This is a genomic window from Novispirillum itersonii (genome assembly GCF_014205675.1).
In the GTDB taxonomy this organism is placed as follows: domain Bacteria; phylum Pseudomonadota; class Alphaproteobacteria; order Rhodospirillales; family Rhodospirillaceae; genus Novispirillum; species Novispirillum itersonii_A.
The window spans coordinates 29,621-44,354 of record NZ_JACIIX010000006.1; the positions used below are offsets into that span (position 1 = coordinate 29,621).

General features: G+C 65.8%; 16 protein-coding genes and 1 other RNA gene. 13 read left to right on the forward strand and 4 right to left on the reverse strand.

The features are described from left to right. The first annotated feature begins 1 nt into the window (after position 1). The 4 genes from FHS48_RS09205 to katG all read left to right on the forward strand — a co-directional run bounded on the left by FHS48_RS09205 (position 2) and on the right by katG (position 4,722). On the forward strand, positions 2-421 hold the full coding sequence (locus FHS48_RS09205) for an NAD(P) transhydrogenase subunit alpha part 2 (RefSeq protein WP_019646143.1): 420 nt from the start codon (positions 2-4) through the stop codon (positions 419-421). A 15-nt stretch (positions 422-436) separates the two neighbouring features. Continuing rightward, positions 437-1,834 (forward strand): NAD(P)(+) transhydrogenase (Re/Si-specific) subunit beta, encoded by a 1,398-nt coding sequence (locus FHS48_RS09210; protein WP_184263281.1) that lies wholly within the window; start codon positions 437-439, stop codon positions 1,832-1,834. A gap of 203 nt (positions 1,835-2,037) precedes the next feature. Beyond that, positions 2,038-2,295 carry a glutaredoxin domain-containing protein gene (locus tag FHS48_RS09215; RefSeq protein ID WP_019646145.1) on the forward strand — a complete coding sequence of 86 codons (258 nt, stop codon included), beginning with the start codon at positions 2,038-2,040 and terminating at the stop codon, positions 2,293-2,295. A gap of 273 nt (positions 2,296-2,568) precedes the next feature. After that, a complete protein-coding gene (gene katG / locus FHS48_RS09220; RefSeq protein WP_184263282.1) occupies positions 2,569-4,722 on the forward strand; it encodes a catalase/peroxidase HPI in 2,154 nt (717 codons plus the stop codon). A gap of 624 nt (positions 4,723-5,346) precedes the next feature. Here the strand turns inward: katG and thiE are convergent. Then, positions 5,347-6,012 (reverse strand): thiamine phosphate synthase, encoded by a 666-nt coding sequence (thiE, locus tag FHS48_RS09225; RefSeq protein ID WP_184263283.1) that lies wholly within the window; start codon positions 6,010-6,012, stop codon positions 5,347-5,349. Positions 6,013-6,138: 126 nt separating this feature from the next. Continuing rightward, complete coding sequence (locus FHS48_RS09230; RefSeq protein ID WP_184263284.1) at positions 6,139-6,384, reverse strand: hypothetical protein; 246 nt, start codon at positions 6,382-6,384, stop codon at positions 6,139-6,141. A 111-nt stretch (positions 6,385-6,495) separates the two neighbouring features. Here FHS48_RS09230 and FHS48_RS09235 point away from each other — a divergent pair, with 111 nt between their 5' ends. From FHS48_RS09235 to FHS48_RS09270, 8 genes are all read left to right on the forward strand, one after another. Beyond that, positions 6,496-6,636, forward strand: coding sequence for a hypothetical protein (locus tag FHS48_RS09235; protein WP_184263285.1), 141 nt, complete (start codon positions 6,496-6,498; stop codon positions 6,634-6,636). Between the two features lie 199 nt (positions 6,637-6,835). Then, a complete protein-coding gene (locus FHS48_RS09240; protein ID WP_184263286.1) occupies positions 6,836-7,102 on the forward strand; it encodes a hypothetical protein in 267 nt (88 codons plus the stop codon). A 5-nt stretch (positions 7,103-7,107) separates the two neighbouring features. Beyond that, positions 7,108-7,824 carry a cell division protein ZapA gene (locus FHS48_RS09245; protein ID WP_184263287.1) on the forward strand — a complete coding sequence of 239 codons (717 nt, stop codon included), beginning with the start codon at positions 7,108-7,110 and terminating at the stop codon, positions 7,822-7,824. Positions 7,825-7,833: 9 nt separating this feature from the next. Further along, a non-coding RNA gene (gene ssrS, locus FHS48_RS09250) (6S RNA) lies at positions 7,834-7,994 on the forward strand. Positions 7,995-8,241: 247 nt separating this feature from the next. After that, positions 8,242-8,832, forward strand: coding sequence for a 5-formyltetrahydrofolate cyclo-ligase (locus FHS48_RS09255; protein ID WP_184263288.1), 591 nt, complete (start codon positions 8,242-8,244; stop codon positions 8,830-8,832). Positions 8,833-8,845: 13 nt separating this feature from the next. Then, a complete protein-coding gene (locus FHS48_RS09260) occupies positions 8,846-9,664 on the forward strand; it encodes a TIGR00282 family metallophosphoesterase (RefSeq protein WP_184263289.1) in 819 nt (272 codons plus the stop codon). Between the two features lie 188 nt (positions 9,665-9,852). After that, positions 9,853-10,968: an alpha/beta hydrolase family protein gene (locus FHS48_RS09265; protein WP_184263290.1), complete on the forward strand. Its 1,116-nt coding sequence runs from the start codon at positions 9,853-9,855 to the stop codon at positions 10,966-10,968. A 106-nt stretch (positions 10,969-11,074) separates the two neighbouring features. Next, positions 11,075-12,289, forward strand: a complete 1,215-nt coding sequence (locus tag FHS48_RS09270; RefSeq protein WP_184263291.1) for a M24 family metallopeptidase — start codon at positions 11,075-11,077, stop codon at positions 12,287-12,289. A gap of 70 nt (positions 12,290-12,359) precedes the next feature. Here the strand turns inward: FHS48_RS09270 and FHS48_RS09275 are convergent, their stop codons facing one another. Next, positions 12,360-12,755 (reverse strand): RidA family protein, encoded by a 396-nt coding sequence (locus FHS48_RS09275; protein WP_184263292.1) that lies wholly within the window; start codon positions 12,753-12,755, stop codon positions 12,360-12,362. 214 nt (positions 12,756-12,969) lie between these two features. On the opposite strand from FHS48_RS09275, the gene FHS48_RS09280 reads away from it, so the two are divergent. Continuing rightward, a complete protein-coding gene (locus tag FHS48_RS09280; RefSeq protein ID WP_184263293.1) occupies positions 12,970-13,554 on the forward strand; it encodes a TetR/AcrR family transcriptional regulator in 585 nt (194 codons plus the stop codon). Between the two features lie 208 nt (positions 13,555-13,762). Here FHS48_RS09280 and FHS48_RS09285 read toward each other — a convergent pair whose 3' ends face one another. Next, on the reverse strand, positions 13,763-14,629 hold the full coding sequence (locus tag FHS48_RS09285; RefSeq protein ID WP_184263294.1) for a LysR substrate-binding domain-containing protein: 867 nt from the start codon (positions 14,627-14,629) through the stop codon (positions 13,763-13,765). Positions 14,630-14,734: the final 105 nt, after the last annotated feature.

Below are 14,734 nucleotides of genomic sequence, written 5' to 3' on the forward strand. Positions count from 1 at the left end.
AATGGATCAATCTGTTCAGGCCATTCAGGAAGCCGCCAAGGTGGTGGCCCAGCAGGCCAGCGAACTGGCGATGAAGGCGCAGGTTCTGGCGGCGCAGGCCGCCGCCACCTCGGCGCAGGCCGGGGCCGCCCATGGCGGGAATGAGTTCTGGTATCTGTTCACCATCTTCATTCTGGCGTGTTTCGTCGGGTTCTATGTGGTGTGGTCGGTGACCCCGGCCCTGCACTCGCCGCTGATGGGCGTGACCAACGCCATCAGCTCGGTGATCATCGTCGGCGCCCTGATCGCGACCGGCCCGGTGGATTTCACCGGCTCGAAGATTCTCGGCTTTTTTGCCGTGCTTCTGGCCGCGGTGAACATCTTCGGCGGCTTTATCGTGACGCAGCGGATGCTCCAGATGTTCAAGAAAAAGGGCAAGTAAGGGGAACCGCATCAGATGAGCGCCACGGATTTCACCATGGCGGCGTATATTATCGCCGCCGTCTGCTTCATCCTCGCCCTGCGCGGACTGTCGCACCCTGAAAGCGCCCGTAAGGGCAACATGCTCGGCATGATCGGCATGGGTCTGGCCATCGTCACCACGCTGGTGTCACCGGTGGTCCAGAGCTATGCCCTGATCATCGTCGCCATCGTCATCGGTGGCACCATCGGCACCGTCGTCGCCCTGCGGGTGCAGATGACGGCCCTGCCGCAGCTGGTCGCCGCCTTCCACTCGCTGGTCGGTATGGCCGCCGTGCTGGTGGCCTCCGCCGCCCTGTTCGCGCCGGAAAGCTATGGCATCGGTACCGTCGGCCACATCAAGGCCGGGTCGCTGGTGGAAATGAGCCTCGGCGTCGCCGTCGGGGCGATCACCTTCTCCGGCTCGGTCATCGCCTTCGGCAAATTGCAGGGCCTGATTTCCGGCAAGCCGTTGCAGTTCCCGATGCAGCATCCGCTGAACGCGGTGCTGGGGATCCTGCTGCTGGTCCTGATCGTGTGGTTTGTCAGCACTGAAAGCTACTTCGCTTTCACCCTGCTGGTGATTCTGGCCTTTGCCCTCGGCTTCCTGCTGATCCTGCCGATCGGCGGGGCGGATATGCCGGTGGTCATTTCCATGCTCAACTCCTACTCCGGCTGGGCGGCCTGTGGCATCGGCTTCACGCTGGGCAACTCGCTGCTGATCGTCGCCGGGGCGCTGGTCGGGGCCTCCGGGGCGATCCTGTCCTACATCATGTGTAAGGGCATGAACCGCTCCATCTTCAACGTCATCCTCGGCGGGTTCGGCGGCGAAAGCGCCGTGGCCTCTGCCGGTGGTCCGGGCGGCGACCGGGCGGTCAAGGCCGGGTCGGCGGAAGATGCGGCCTTCATCATGAAGAATGCCTCCAAGGTCATCATCGTGCCGGGCTATGGCATGGCGGTGGCGCAGGCCCAGCATTCCCTGCGGGAAATGGCTGACCTGCTGAAGGCGGAAGGCGTGGACGTGAAGTACGCCATCCACCCGGTGGCGGGCCGTATGCCGGGCCACATGAACGTGCTGCTGGCCGAAGCCAATGTGCCCTATGACGAAGTGTTCGAGCTGGAAGAGATCAACAACGACTTCCAGACCGCCGATGTCGCCTATGTCATCGGGGCCAATGACGTCACCAATCCGGCGGCCAAGACCGATCCGGCCAGCCCGATCTTCGGGATGCCGATCCTCGACGTCGAAAAGGCCAAGACCGTGCTGTTCATCAAGCGGTCGATGGCATCGGGCTATGCCGGGGTGGAGAACGAGCTGTTCTTCCGCGACAACACCATGATGCTGTTCGGCGATGCCAAGAAAATGACCGAAGAAATCGTTCAGTCGCTCGGCTGATCCGGTTTTCCGGTTGAAAAGACCAGACCCCTCTCCCGGCACACCGGGGGAGGGGTTTGTTTTTGCAGGGGAATTCTAAAAATCGTCAAAACCGATTGAAAGTATCGGAACTATCGTCTGGAATGGTTTTCTCAATCGGGTATGGTGTTCTCACCGCGCTGAGGCGCACCGCGACACACCGCACATCAGAGAGGGCACCGACGATGAAGGTCGAGATCTACACCAAGGAAACCTGCATGTTCTGCCACAAGGCCAAGGCTTGGTTCGCGGAACACAACATCCCCTACGAAGAGAAGGACGTCGGCACCACCGCTGCTTTCTCGGCGATGCAGGAGCGGGTTCCGGGTGCGAAGACCGTGCCGCAGATCCTGATCGACGGCCATGTCATCGGTGGCTGGGATAATCTGTCGGCCTATGCCGAACCGATCCTGAAGAAGCTGCGCACCGCCTACCCGGCGTAAACAGATCCGCTGTCTGTCTCAAAGAGAGAAAAAAGGGGCCGGATGTGCTGCGGTTTTCAGCCGCCGTCCGGCCCCCTGATCCCCGGATGAACCGGGGTCTGACGTCTGTAAAGCCTGAAATTCCCCGCAATATCCTCTTCCGCTCAGGCGGAAAATCGGTTGATGGAGTACACTTGTCTCCACGCTTTCAGGCTGCACGCCGCTGCGCGCGCCCCCTGTGGCATGACCATTTTCCCCGTATCCAGCCACTTTCAGCCACGATCGGAGTGTACAATGGACACCACTTCTTCCGGAAAATGCCCGGTGATGCACGGCGCGAACACCGCTTCCGGCTCGACCCCGACCCACTGGTGGCCGAACACCCTTAATCTCGACATCCTGCATCAGCACGATACCAAGACCAATCCGCTGCCGGATGTCAGCTACCGCGAGGCCCTGAAAACGCTGGACGTGGAGGCCCTGAAGCGCGACCTGAAAGCGCTGATGACCGACAGTCAGGACTGGTGGCCCGCCGACTGGGGCCATTACGGCGGCCTGATGATCCGCATGGCGTGGCATGCCGCCGGGACCTATCGCAGTGCTGACGGGCGCGGCGGGGCCAATACCGGCAACCAGCGGTTCGCCCCGCTCAACTCGTGGCCGGATAACGGCAACCTCGATAAGGCCCGCCGTCTGCTGTGGCCGATCAAGAAGAAGTACGGCAACCGCATCAGCTGGGCTGACCTGATCGTGCTGGCCGGGACCATGGCCTATGAGTCGATGGGGCTGAAGAGCTTCGGCTTCGGCTTTGGCCGGGAAGACATCTGGCACCCGGAAAAGGATATCTACTGGGGCAATGAAAAGGACTGGATGGGGGCCGAGCGCTACGGCGACGACAGCCGCCAGAGCCTTGAAAACCCGCTGGCCGCCGTGCAGATGGGCCTGATCTACGTCAACCCGGAAGGGGTGGGCGGTCAGCCGGATCCGCTGCGCACCGCGCAGGACGTGCGGGAAACCTTCGCCCGTATGGGCATGGATGACGAAGAGACCGTCGCCCTGACCGCTGGCGGCCATACCGTCGGCAAGGCGCATGGCAACGGCGATGCGGCGAAGCTCGGCCCGGCCCCGGAAGGCGGCGATGTCGAGGATCAGGGCTTCGGCTGGCTGAACAGGTCCGGGCGTGGCGTGGGCCGCGATACCGTCACCAGCGGCATCGAAGGGGCGTGGACCACTCATCCGACCCGCTGGGACAACGGCTATTTCACCATGCTGTTCAGCCACGAGTGGGAGCTGCGCAAGAGCCCGGCCGGGGCGTGGCAGTGGGAACCGGTGTCGATCCGCGAGGAAGACCGCCCGGTGGATGTGGAGGATCCGACGGTCCGCCGCAACCCGATCATGACCGACGCCGATATGGCGATGATCAAGGATCCGGCCTACCGCGCCATTTCTGAACGGTTCTATCAGGATCCGGCCTATTTCTCCGAGGTGTTTGCCCGGGCATGGTTCAAGCTGACCCACCGGGACATGGGGCCGAAGGCCCGCTACCTCGGCCCGGATGTTCCGGCGGAGGATCTGCTGTGGCAGGATCCGGTCCCCGCTGGCCGCACCGATTACGATGTGTCCGCCGTCAAGGCGGCGATTGCCGCCAGTGGCCTGAGCGTCAGCGATCTGGTCACCACCGCGTGGGACAGTGCCCGCACCTTCCGCGCTTCCGACATGCGCGGCGGGGCCAATGGGGCCCGCATCCGTCTGGCCCCGCAGAAGGACTGGGCCGGGAATGAGCCGGAGCGGCTGGCCCGGGTGCTGGCGGTGCTGGAACCGATTGCTGCCACCCACGGGGCCAGCGTTGCTGACGTGATCGTGCTGGCGGGTAATGTCGGGGTGGAGCAGGCGGCGCAGGCTGCCGGGGTCTCTGTCACCGTTCCGTTCCTGCCGGGCCGGGGCGATGCAACGGCCGAGATGACGGATGCCGACTCTTTCTCGGTGCTGGAGCCGCTGCATGACGGTTTCCGCAACTGGCAGAAGGCCGCCTACACCCCGACGCCGGAAGAGCTGCTGCTTGACCGCGCCCAACTGATGGGGCTGACCGCGCCGGAAATGACGGTGCTGGTCGGCGGCATGCGGGTGATCGGTACCAACCATGGCGGCAGCCGCCACGGCGTGTTCACCGACCGGGTCGGGGCGCTGACCCCCGACTTCTTCACCACCCTGACCGATATGGCCTACACATGGGTTCCGACCGGTCGCAACAGCTATGATATCCGCGACCGCAGGAGCGGCGAAACCCGCTTCACCGCCACCCGTGTCGATCTGGTGTTCGGCTCCAACTCCATCCTGCGCGCCTATGCCGAGGTCTACGCTCAGGATGACGCCCGTGAAAAGTTCGTCACCGACTTCGTCGCCGCCTGGACCAAGGTGATGAATGCCGACCGCTTCGACCTGATCTGATCCGGTTGAAGCCTTTACGCCAAAAAAGCCCCGGAGCCAACGCGCCGGGGCTTTTTTGTGCCCGCACCGGGCGTAAAACCGGCGGGCTCTGCTTCCCGCCCGGTGGCTTTGCCAGAAGGCGTAAAATTATGTGGGCTTTGCCCCCCGCTGGCTTTGCCAGCAGATGTAAAAACCATGCGGGCTCTGCCCGCTGGCCCACAAGGAGGCGCGGCCTCCTTGACCTCTGTTTTAAGAAGAAATGAGATCCCGGAGGGCTGTGAAGACTTTGTTTGCAGGGCAAAGCCCTGCGGAACCAAACAGGATGGGGATGGGACCTTGATTTGCCGCTCAGGCTCCCAAGTAACGGGATCGCCCAAAAGTGGGATCCAAGGGCCAATGGCCCCAGCCGGGCGGGAGCCCGTCTTTATGGGAAGGGATCCAAGGGCCAATGGCCCCAACCGGGCGGAAGCCCGGCTTTTTTATGGGAAGGGATCCAAGGGCCAATGGCCCCTGCCGGGCGGAAGCTCGGCTTTATAGCAAGGGATCCAAGGGCCAATGGCCCTTGGCGGGTGCGGGCCGGGCCCGCGTTTCCCTCTCCTGTCAGGGTGCGGGCCGGGGACCCGCACTCTCCACGCAAAGCGACCCTTACAGTGCCAGCACCGGGCCGAAGGCCTTGACGGCGGCGGCGGCACCGTCGGGGTGCCCCCAGACGCCGCTGGAGACGGCGATGAAGTCGGCCCCGGCTTCCACCAGCGGGCGGGCGTTATCGACGGTGATGCCACCGATGGCGACGCAGGGGGTGGTCATCATCGCCTGCCACCATTCCAGCAGGTCGGCGTCGGCCTCGGCGGTTGTTTCTTTGGTGGTGGTGGGGAAGAAAGCGCCGAAGGCGACATAGTCGGCACCGTTTTCGGCGGCGATCATCGCCAGATGGCGGCTGTCGTTGCAGGTGACGCCGACAATGGCATCCGGCCCCATAATGGCGCGCGCCTGCTTATAGGGAGTGTCCTTCTGGCCGATGTGGACGCCGTCGCAGCCGGTCTCCTTGGCCAGATCCGGGTTGTCATTCAGGATCAGGGCGACGCCCCGGTCCTGCGCCACCGGACGCAGCACATCGACGGCGCGGCGCACGGTATCGTCATCCACATCCTTCAGGCGGATCTGTAGGGCGGCCACGTCCCCGGCATCCAGCGCGGCGGCGAGGGTGGCGGCGAAGGCTTCCACATCCGGCAACGCGGGCGGGGTGATCAGATACAGGCGGCAGTCCCGGGGATCGGTGGCGGAGGAGGAAGAGGAACGGGCTTTGGCCATCAGGCAGGGTCCAATACAGGCAGAAGGGCAGGCAGAGGGCGGAAACGCGCTGAAACAGCGGACATGTCCCCCTTTCATAGCCCGCTCTGGCCGTCGCTTCAATTGTGGATCACGGAAAACCGTGGATCAGGGGCATCTGCCGGGGGAAAATCCGGCGGGGGCAGGGCCATCCTCGGCCCGCAGCAGGGTGCCGCCATGGCGGGCGGCGATGTCGGACAGGCGCGGCCAGGCCGGGGCGGGCACGGTGGCGGACAGAGCAACCGCCGTCTGCCCGTCGGCCCAGGCCGCCAGCGCCAGACCGGGGGCGTCGCCGCAGTCCAGCACCGTGGTCCATGCCGGGGCATCGGGCAGTCCGGCGGCGACATCGGCCACCGCCAGCCGCAGCCAGCGCGGACCCAGCCAGCGGGCGGCCCCGGGGGCGCTCCACAGTTCCGCCGGGCAGCCCTGTGCGGCCGCCTCCCGCAGGGCGGTGCGGATATCGTCGTGGCTGCATACCCGCAGGCGCAGGGTCGGGCAGGGCTGGGCGGACAGGGCGGGGACTCCGCTGTGGGGCAGGTGTGGGGCGGGGGCAAAGGCGCTGTTGACCGGGGCGGGGGACAGGCCTATTCTTATACCCTGTTTTAACGTCGCTATATAGCATGCTGAAACAGCTTGAAAAATACCGAAGCACCGCCGGAGGCTTCCACCCGGCGATTCATACTTCCTTAAGTTCCGCTGGGGCAGAGTAGGCTCGGGTGCCCTTCCTGAGTCACGCCTGTGTTATGGGCCTGTGCTGAGGGGATGAAGGCACCGGATGAGAAAAGAGATTTTGGAAGAGGCTGCCATGGATACGCCGTCGACTGCCGCACCGCGCCGGATTGATCTGGCCCTTGCCCGTCTGGGTGATGCCGTTGATCTGCTGGAGCAGGTCGGTCAGGCCGCGCTTGACCGGATGGAGATGTCAGGGCATGACAGCGGCAGTCTGGCTGCCCTGACGGCGGAACTGTCGGCGGTGCGGTCCGATTACCACTCCCTGAAGCTGACCGGTCAGCAGGCTTCCGGGCGTATTGATGCTGCTATTGGCCGCCTGCGGGCGGTGCTGGAGATGTGAGCGGTATGGCTCAGGTTACACTGACGATCAACGGGCGGTCCTACGGCATTGGCTGCGAGGACGGTCAGGAACAGCAGCTTCAGGCGCTGGGGCACGAGCTTGACCGCCGGGCGCGGTCACTGTCGGAAGCCACCGGTGCGGTGTCTGAGGGGCTGATTCTGGTCCTGACCAGCCTGACGCTGGCCGACGAGCTGGGCGACGCCCGCCGCACCCGTGACAAGGCGCAGGAGACCCTGAACGCCCTGTCGCATGAAGCCGAGGCGATGGTCGAGGAAAAGATCGCCGAAGCGCAGGCGGAGGCGGAAGCCGCCATCGCCGCCGTGCGGGAAGAGGCGCAGACCACCATCACCGCCATCCGCGAGGAAACCGACAGCTCGGTCGCCGAGATTCAGGCGGAGCTGGACGCCCTGCGCGCCCAGACGCAGGAACAGGTGATGGAGGTGCGGGCCCGCGCCGACCGCCAGATTGCCGAGGCGCAGGCCGAAGCGGCCCGTCTGGGCGATGGCAGCAAGGCTGAACTGACCCGGCTGGAGGAAGAGGGCAGCGCCCTGAAGAAGCAGCTGGCCGACGCCAAACAGGCGCTGGAAGCCGCCCGCAGCCATCTGGAACAGCGCCGTAACGAACACCAGAGCCTGCGTCAGGCCGAGGATGACATTGCTTCTGCGCTGGAAAGAATGGCGGCGCGCATCGAAACAGTTGCAAGAAGCCTCGCGGCGTCCTAAGTATAGGGTGCGAGGCTGCCCGGTGCGTCAGGTGCACTACTCCCGGGGGCTATAATATTCAAACGAGGGAGCTGTCCCTGTAAGGGCTCTGGCCTTTATACACGGCGCCCACTTTGTGCTCGCGGCCTTAGTGGAGGGTCTGCGGACCAACGGCCTACGGTGGCTTCGCACTGTTACTGACCGGACCGGCATCCTGATGCTGCTCCGGTGTTGATGTGATCCTACCGGCGAAAATCCGGTGACTGAAACCGGCAATGGCCTTTCGTGGCGGTTGCCGGTTTTTCGTTACAGGGTGTTCTGTGTTTCCGGGTGCTTTGTATTTCCGGGCATTTTAAGCCTGTCTTTTCTGGGGGCTCTGGCCCCTGTCATCGGAAAGTCTGTCAGAAGACAGTCTGACGCGCGGAGAACCCGACAGCAATGAACCCTCTGAAAGATGCCCTGCGGCGGGCGATGCGCCCACAGCGCCGCGCCCTGTCAGCGGCGGCGCCGATGGCCGGGCAGGATCTGGCGTCGCTGGTGGCGGCGCACCCGCTGTTGTGGGGGCAGCTGACCGCCCCGGGGGCGGTGGTGGCCGGATACCATCCGCTGCCGACGGAAATGGATGTGTTGCCGCTGCTGTCGCGGCTGGCGGCAGCCGGGGTGACCACCGCCCTGCCGGAAGTCACCGGGCGGAGGGATCCGTTGCGCTTCCGTCGCTGGCAGCCGGGGCAGGGGCTGACCGATGGCCCGTTCAAGACCGTGCATCCGCCGGAAACGGCGGAAGAGGTGACGCCGACGGCGGTGCTTGTGCCGCTGCTGGCCTTTGACGCTTCCGGCTTCCGGCTGGGCTATGGCGGCGGATTTTATGACCGCACCCTGCACGGGCTGCGGGCGGCGGGATCGGCCCCGCTGACCATCGGGGCGGCCTTTTCCGGTCAGGCGCTTGCCGAGGTGCCGACAGAGGGCCATGATGAACCTCTGGACTGGATTGTGACGGAACTGGCGGTGGTTGCCTGCGGGCAACGGTGAAGGGAACCATGTGATGCGGCTGATGTATCTGGGCGATGTGGTCGGGCGGTCGGGCCGGGATGCGGTGGTGCGGGAAGTGCCGCGCCTGCGCAAGGACCTGAAGCTGGACTTTGTCGCCGTCTGCGGCGAGAACGCCGCCCATGGCTTTGGCCTGACCGCCGCCATCGCGCAGGATTTCTATGATGCCGGGGTTGATGTGGTGACGCTGGGCAACCATGCGTGGGACCAGCGGGAGATGCTGGCCTATATCGACCGCGACCCGCGCATCGTCCGCCCGGCCAATTACCCGGATGGCACCCCGGGCCGGGGGGCGACGCTGTACAGTCTGCCCGATGGCCGTAAGGTGCTGGTGGTGCAGGTGATGGGGCGGCTGTTCATGGATCCGCTGGACTGCCCCTTTGCCAGCGCGCAGGCAATTTTGCAGAAGTATCCGCTGGGGGCGGCGGTGCAGGCGGTGATTGTTGATATTCACGCCGAGGCGACCAGCGAGAAGATGTCGATGGGCCATTTCTGCGATGGCCGGGCTTCGCTGGTGGCGGGCACCCATTCCCATGTGCCGACCGCCGACGCGCAGGTGCTGCCGGGCGGGACCGCCTATATCACCGACCTTGGCATGTGCGGCGACTACAACTCGGTGATCGGCATGAAGAAGGAAGCGGCGATGGCCCGCTTCGTCCGCAAGATTCCGGGGGACCGTCTGTCTCCGGCGGAAGGCGATGCCACCGTCTGCGGGGTGGTGGTGGAAACCGACCGCAGCGGTAAGGCGGTATCGGTGCAGCCGCTGCGCATCGCCGGGCGTCTCCAGCAGGCGGAGCCGGGATTTCCGGTCTGAGATGATAGAATAGCGATTTTCGCTGACGGAATTCGCTGAGTGTGGCGAAATTCGCTGTAATCAAAACCCCTGCCTCTGCCGGAACCGGCCAGAAGCAGGGGTTTTGCATTTGGCACGCGCTGTGCTGAAGGGGGAACCGAAATGAGGGCGCCCGTGCGGAGGGCGCAGAGCGTGAAAGGGTACAGGGAATGAACCGGATGAAGCGGTCGTTGCTGGGGTTGGCGCTGTCGGTGACGGTGGGGGCGGCGGTGGCGGGGGCGGTACTGATCACCGCCCCGGCGGAGCGGCGGGTGCAGGCGGCGGAATCCCAGTCGGTTCCGTTGCCGGAAACGCTGCTGGCGGCCAGACGCATCATGGTGGAGTGGAGGACGGAGGATGGTCCGCGTCCCTTTCCCGTCGCCCTGTGGTATCCGGCTGACCGGGGACCGGCAACACAGATGGTGGGCGATGGTCCGCTGTTGACCGGGGTGGCGGTGCGGCTGGATGCCCCGCCGCAGGCCCCGCTGGGGGCGCGGCTGCCGCTGGTGCTGCTGTCGCATGGCAGCGGCGGCAACATGACCAATCAGGCGTGGCTGGCGCGGGATCTGGTGGAGGCGGGCTATGTGGTGGCCTCGCTGACCCACCCCGGCAGCACCACCGGGGATTCCTCGCCGCAGAAGGCGCTGGCGCTGTGGCAGCGGCCCGGCGATCTGTCGGCGGCGCTGGATGCGGTGCTGAAGGACCCGCAGATCGGCCCGCTGGTGGATCCGTCGCGGATTGCCGCCGTCGGTCACTCGCTGGGCGGCTATACGGTGCTGGCGGCAGGCGGGGCGCGACTGGACCGCGAGGCGTACCGGGACCTGTGCCGGAGAAATCCGAAGCAGGGTGACTGCGCTTATTTCCTGTCGGCAGGCCTGAGCTTTGACAGCCTCGACCGGGCCAAGCTGGAAGGATCGTACCGGGATCCGCGCATCAAGGCGGTGGTGGCGATGTCCCCGGCCTTTGCGCAGGCCTTTGCGGCGGACAGTCTGGCGGCGTGGCCGGTGCCGCTGCTGGTGGTTGGCCTGACCGGGGATGAACTGCTGCCCCATGCCGCCAATGCGGCGGCGCTGGCGGCGCGGATCCCCGGAGCGAAACTTCTGGAACAGCCGGGCGGCCATTTCAGTGTGCTGCCGGACTGCAAGCCGGGTGGCAAGGCGCTGCTGGCGCAGGAGCCGGACCCCTCCGACCGCTTCCTGTGCGACGATGCCGGTCAGAGCCGGGCGCAGGTGCATCAGCAGGTCAGCGCGGCGGTGCGGGTTTTTCTAAAGGATACGGGGGTGTAATACTTCTGGATTTTGGATACAATCTTGTTGCCGCAGGGCTGCGTGCTAGGATGGGGGCCGGGTTTTCCGGCCCTTTCCTTTTGCAAGCACAGTGAGGACACTCCCCATGGCCCTTGGTGTCGGTGGCTCCGATCCGCAGACTGAACTCGCCGCCCTGTCGGACATGACCGGTGGCATTGCCCCGATCACCGCCGACGAATACGCCGCCCGCATCGGTAAGGCGCAGGCCCTGATGCAGGAACACGGGCTGGATGCGGTCTATGTTCACGCGGGCAGCAGCCTGTATTACTTCACCGGCACCCGCTGGAACCCCAGCGAGCGGATGGTCGGGGTGCTGATTCCGGCCCGTGGCCCGCTGACCTATATCGCCCCGGCGTTTGAGGAAAACACCCTGCGCGATTACTGGGTGGTCGGCGGCGACATCGCGGTCTGGCAGGAGCATGAAAACCCGGCGGAGCTGTTCGCCAGGCTGCTGGCGCAGGCCGGGATCACCGGGGGCACGGTGGGGCTGGATGAAAGCACGCCGTTCTTCCTGTTCGATGCGCTGCGGCAGGCGGCCCCGGCGATGACGTGGGTGAATGCCAAACCGGTGACCGCCGGATGCCGGATGCAGAAATCCGCCGCCGAGCTGGCGCTGATGCAGCGGGCCAAGGATATGACGCTGCGGGTGCATCAGGCGGCGGCGCGGATCCTGCGCCCCGGCATCAGCACCACCGAGGTGGCGGACTTTATCGACCGGGCCCACCGGGCGGTGGGGGCGGTGGGCTCCAGCTTCTGCATCGTGCTGTTCGGCGAAGCCACCGCCTATCCGCATGGGGTGAAAAACCCGCAGGTGCTGGAAGACGGCGATATGGTGCTGATTGATACCGGCTGCAAGCTGTACGGCTACAACTCCGACATCACCCGCAGCTATGTCTATGGCACCGCAACGCCGGAGCAGCGCCGGGTGTGGGAGCATGAGAAGGAAGCGCAGGCCCGCGCCTTTGCCGCTGCCATCCCCGGGGCACCGTGCGGGTCGGTGGATGTCGCCGCCCGCAGCTATCTGGAACAGCAGGGCTATGGCCCGGACTATGCGGTGCCGGGGCTGCCGCACCGCACCGGCCACGGCATCGGGCTGGATATCCACGAATGGCCCTATCTGGTCCGTAACGACCAGACCCCGCTGGCGCCGGGCATGTGTTTCTCCAACGAGCCGATGCTGTGCCTGTATGGCCGGTTCGGGGTGCGGCTGGAAGATCACTTCTACATGACCGAAGACGGCCCGCGCTGGTTCACCCAGCCCAGCCACAGCATCGACGACCCGTTTGGATACGGGGCGTAACGGTCTTCGGGGAGTCGTTCTCCGGAAAAAGGGGCGGCGGGGTGTCCTGCCGCCCCTTTTCCGTATGCCGTCAGGCTGCCGGGATCCGGGCGATCACCTTGATCTCGAAGTCAAACCCGGCCAGCCAGGTGACGCCGACGGCGGTCCAGTTGGGCAGCGGATCGGTGGGGATGACGCTGTCGCGCACCGCCATCACGGTCTCCACCTGCCCCTGCGGGTCGGTGTGGAAGGTGGTGACATCGACCACATCGCGCAGGGTGCAGCCTGCGGCGGCCAGAACGGCGGACAGGTTGGCAAAGGCCTGTTCCACCTGCCGCCGGAAATCGGGTTCGGGCGAGCCATCGGCGCGGCTGCCGACCTGCCCGGAGACAAACAGCAGATCACCGGAGCGGATGGCGGCGGAATAGCGGTGCTGCCGGTACAGGGCATGGCGGTCAGCGGGAAAAACAGCTTCAGGGGTGGTCATCGGGGGCAGTCCTGAGTGGGGTCCTGTGGTCAGGCTCCGCCCGCCGGCAGGCCCGGCGCGTCGGGAAGACAGGGGCGCTGCCGGAGGTGTGGGGGCTTCACAGGTCCGGGGGATGTTGATATACGCGGCGTATGTGATCTATATCGTCGCATACGGCCCGTATGTCAATTGGCATACGCAGCGTATGTGAATTTTTGCGTCGGAAGGAACCGCCATGGCAAACCGCCGGGCCGAAAAGATGGAGGAAACCCGGGCCCGGCTGATGGCTGCCGCCCGGGCGGCCTTCGCGGAAAAGGGCTATGCCGCTGCCTCGATGGATGACCTGACGGCGGCGGTGGGGTTGACGCGGGGGGCGCTGTACCATCATTTCGGCGACAAGCGCGGCCTGCTGATGGCGGTGGTGACGGAGATGGACGCCGAGATGGCGGCCCGCGCCCATGCCATCGGCCAGCAGTGTGGCAGCCTGTGGGATGCCCTGCTGGCGGAAGGGGCGGCCTATATCGACATGGCCCGCGACCCGGAGGTGCAGCGCATTGTGCTGCTGGATGGCCCGGCGGTGCTGGGCGACCCGTCGCAGTGGCCCAGTCAGAACAGCTGCCTGCAAACGACAACGCAGGCGCTGCGCACCCTGATGGCAGACGGCATTGTCCGGCCACTGGACCCGGAGGCCGCTGCCCGCCTGATCAACGGCGCGGCGCTGAACGCTGCCCTGTGGGTTGCCGCCAGCAGCACCCCGGATGCGGTGCTGCCGAAGGCGCAGGAGGCCTTCCGGGCGCTGGCCTGCGGCCTGCTGGCGTAAGCCGGAGGGGGCGGTTCCGCTTTTTGGTGTGCGGGCAACGCCCGCGATTGCTTTGCCGTCCCCGGGACCATCCCGGGAGTCTTCGGAAAAAAGAGGTCAAGGAGGCCGCGCCTCCTTGCGGGGTTCACGGGGTGGAACCCCGTTCTTTAAGGGTGCTGGCGACGCCAGCGGGGCGGAGCCCCGTTCTTCACGTTTGCTGGCAGCGCCCCTACACCGTCTGCCGGTCGGCCAGCGTCGGCAGCACCTGCCGGATGTGGTCGCCAAGGGCGCGCACGGCGGGGCCGGGGCGGGGCTCGGCGTATTCCACGGCGATGCCGATGGTCGGCAGGGGCGGCATTCCGGCGGTGACAATGTGCAGGTCCGGCGGCACGGCGGTACGGGTCAGCACGGCGATGGCATGACCGGAGCGGGCGATGGCGATCAGCCCGGCCAGACTGTTGCTGGCGAAGGCAACGCGGTAGCGGCGGTTGAGGGCATCCATGGCATCGCAGGCGGCGCGGTAATCCAGCGTGCTGGGCGCGGTCAGGGCCAGTGGCAGGCTGGCGGCCCCCAGCACGGCGGGTTCCGGCGCATCGGCAACCCAGACGAAATGTTCCGGCCGGATCACCTCCGGGTGGGCCGGATCGGGCAGGGACACCAGCGCAATGTCGATCTGGCGGCGGTGCAGCAGGGGCCGCAGCTCCGGCGTCGGGGCGCAGACCATCCGCAGCTCCACCTCCGGGTTGCGGGCGCAGAAGCCTTTCAGCAGGCCGGGCAGGAAGGTGATGGAATAATCCTCCGGGCAGCCGAGGCTGACCGCGCCTTTCAGGGTGGTGCCGCGCAGGTCGGCCAGCATCTCATCATGGCGGGCCAGCAGCGCATCAGCATGGCCTAGCAGGCGCTCCCCCGCCGTGGTCAGGCGCACCCCGGCCCCGGTGCGGTGCAGCAGGATGTGGCCGGTCAGGTCCTCCAGCCGCCGCATCTGCATGCTCAGCGCCGACTGGGTGCGCCCGACCTGTACGGCGGCGGTGCTGAGGGAGCCGGTGCGGGCCACCACGGAAAAACTGCGCAGCAGGGCCAGATCGGGTTCGGACATGAGTATCAACTTTCCTGATATCTGCCCGAAGCAGTATCATTTTTTCTTGCGGAGAGCCAGATGCCAGCCTGAAGGCCGGTTCTGATTTTTCCCGATACCATTGCG

Excerpts from the sequence above, each read along its gene's own strand:
- FHS48_RS09265 (WP_184263290.1), top strand. The coding sequence starts at position 9,853 with ATGAACCGGATGAAGCGGTCGTTGCTGGGGTTGGCGCTGTCGGTGACG.
- FHS48_RS09260 (WP_184263289.1), top strand. The coding sequence starts at position 8,846 with ATGCGGCTGATGTATCTGGGCGATGTGGTCGGGCGGTCGGGCCGGGAT.
- FHS48_RS09215 (WP_019646145.1), top strand. The coding sequence starts at position 2,038 with ATGAAGGTCGAGATCTACACCAAGGAAACCTGCATGTTCTGCCACAAG.
- FHS48_RS09270 (WP_184263291.1), top strand. The coding sequence starts at position 11,075 with ATGGCCCTTGGTGTCGGTGGCTCCGATCCGCAGACTGAACTCGCCGCC.
- katG (WP_184263282.1), top strand. The coding sequence starts at position 2,569 with ATGGACACCACTTCTTCCGGAAAATGCCCGGTGATGCACGGCGCGAAC.
- FHS48_RS09285 (WP_184263294.1), bottom strand. The coding sequence starts at position 14,629 with ATGTCCGAACCCGATCTGGCCCTGCTGCGCAGTTTTTCCGTGGTGGCC.
- thiE (WP_184263283.1), bottom strand. The coding sequence starts at position 6,012 with ATGGCCAAAGCCCGTTCCTCTTCCTCCTCCGCCACCGATCCCCGGGAC.
- FHS48_RS09205 (WP_019646143.1), top strand. The coding sequence starts at position 2 with ATGGATCAATCTGTTCAGGCCATTCAGGAAGCCGCCAAGGTGGTGGCC.
- FHS48_RS09210 (WP_184263281.1), top strand. The coding sequence starts at position 437 with ATGAGCGCCACGGATTTCACCATGGCGGCGTATATTATCGCCGCCGTC.
- FHS48_RS09240 (WP_184263286.1), top strand. The coding sequence starts at position 6,836 with ATGGATACGCCGTCGACTGCCGCACCGCGCCGGATTGATCTGGCCCTT.
- FHS48_RS09280 (WP_184263293.1), top strand. The coding sequence starts at position 12,970 with ATGGCAAACCGCCGGGCCGAAAAGATGGAGGAAACCCGGGCCCGGCTG.
- FHS48_RS09275 (WP_184263292.1), bottom strand. The coding sequence starts at position 12,755 with ATGACCACCCCTGAAGCTGTTTTTCCCGCTGACCGCCATGCCCTGTAC.
- FHS48_RS09245 (WP_184263287.1), top strand. The coding sequence starts at position 7,108 with ATGGCTCAGGTTACACTGACGATCAACGGGCGGTCCTACGGCATTGGC.
- FHS48_RS09255 (WP_184263288.1), top strand. The coding sequence starts at position 8,242 with ATGAACCCTCTGAAAGATGCCCTGCGGCGGGCGATGCGCCCACAGCGC.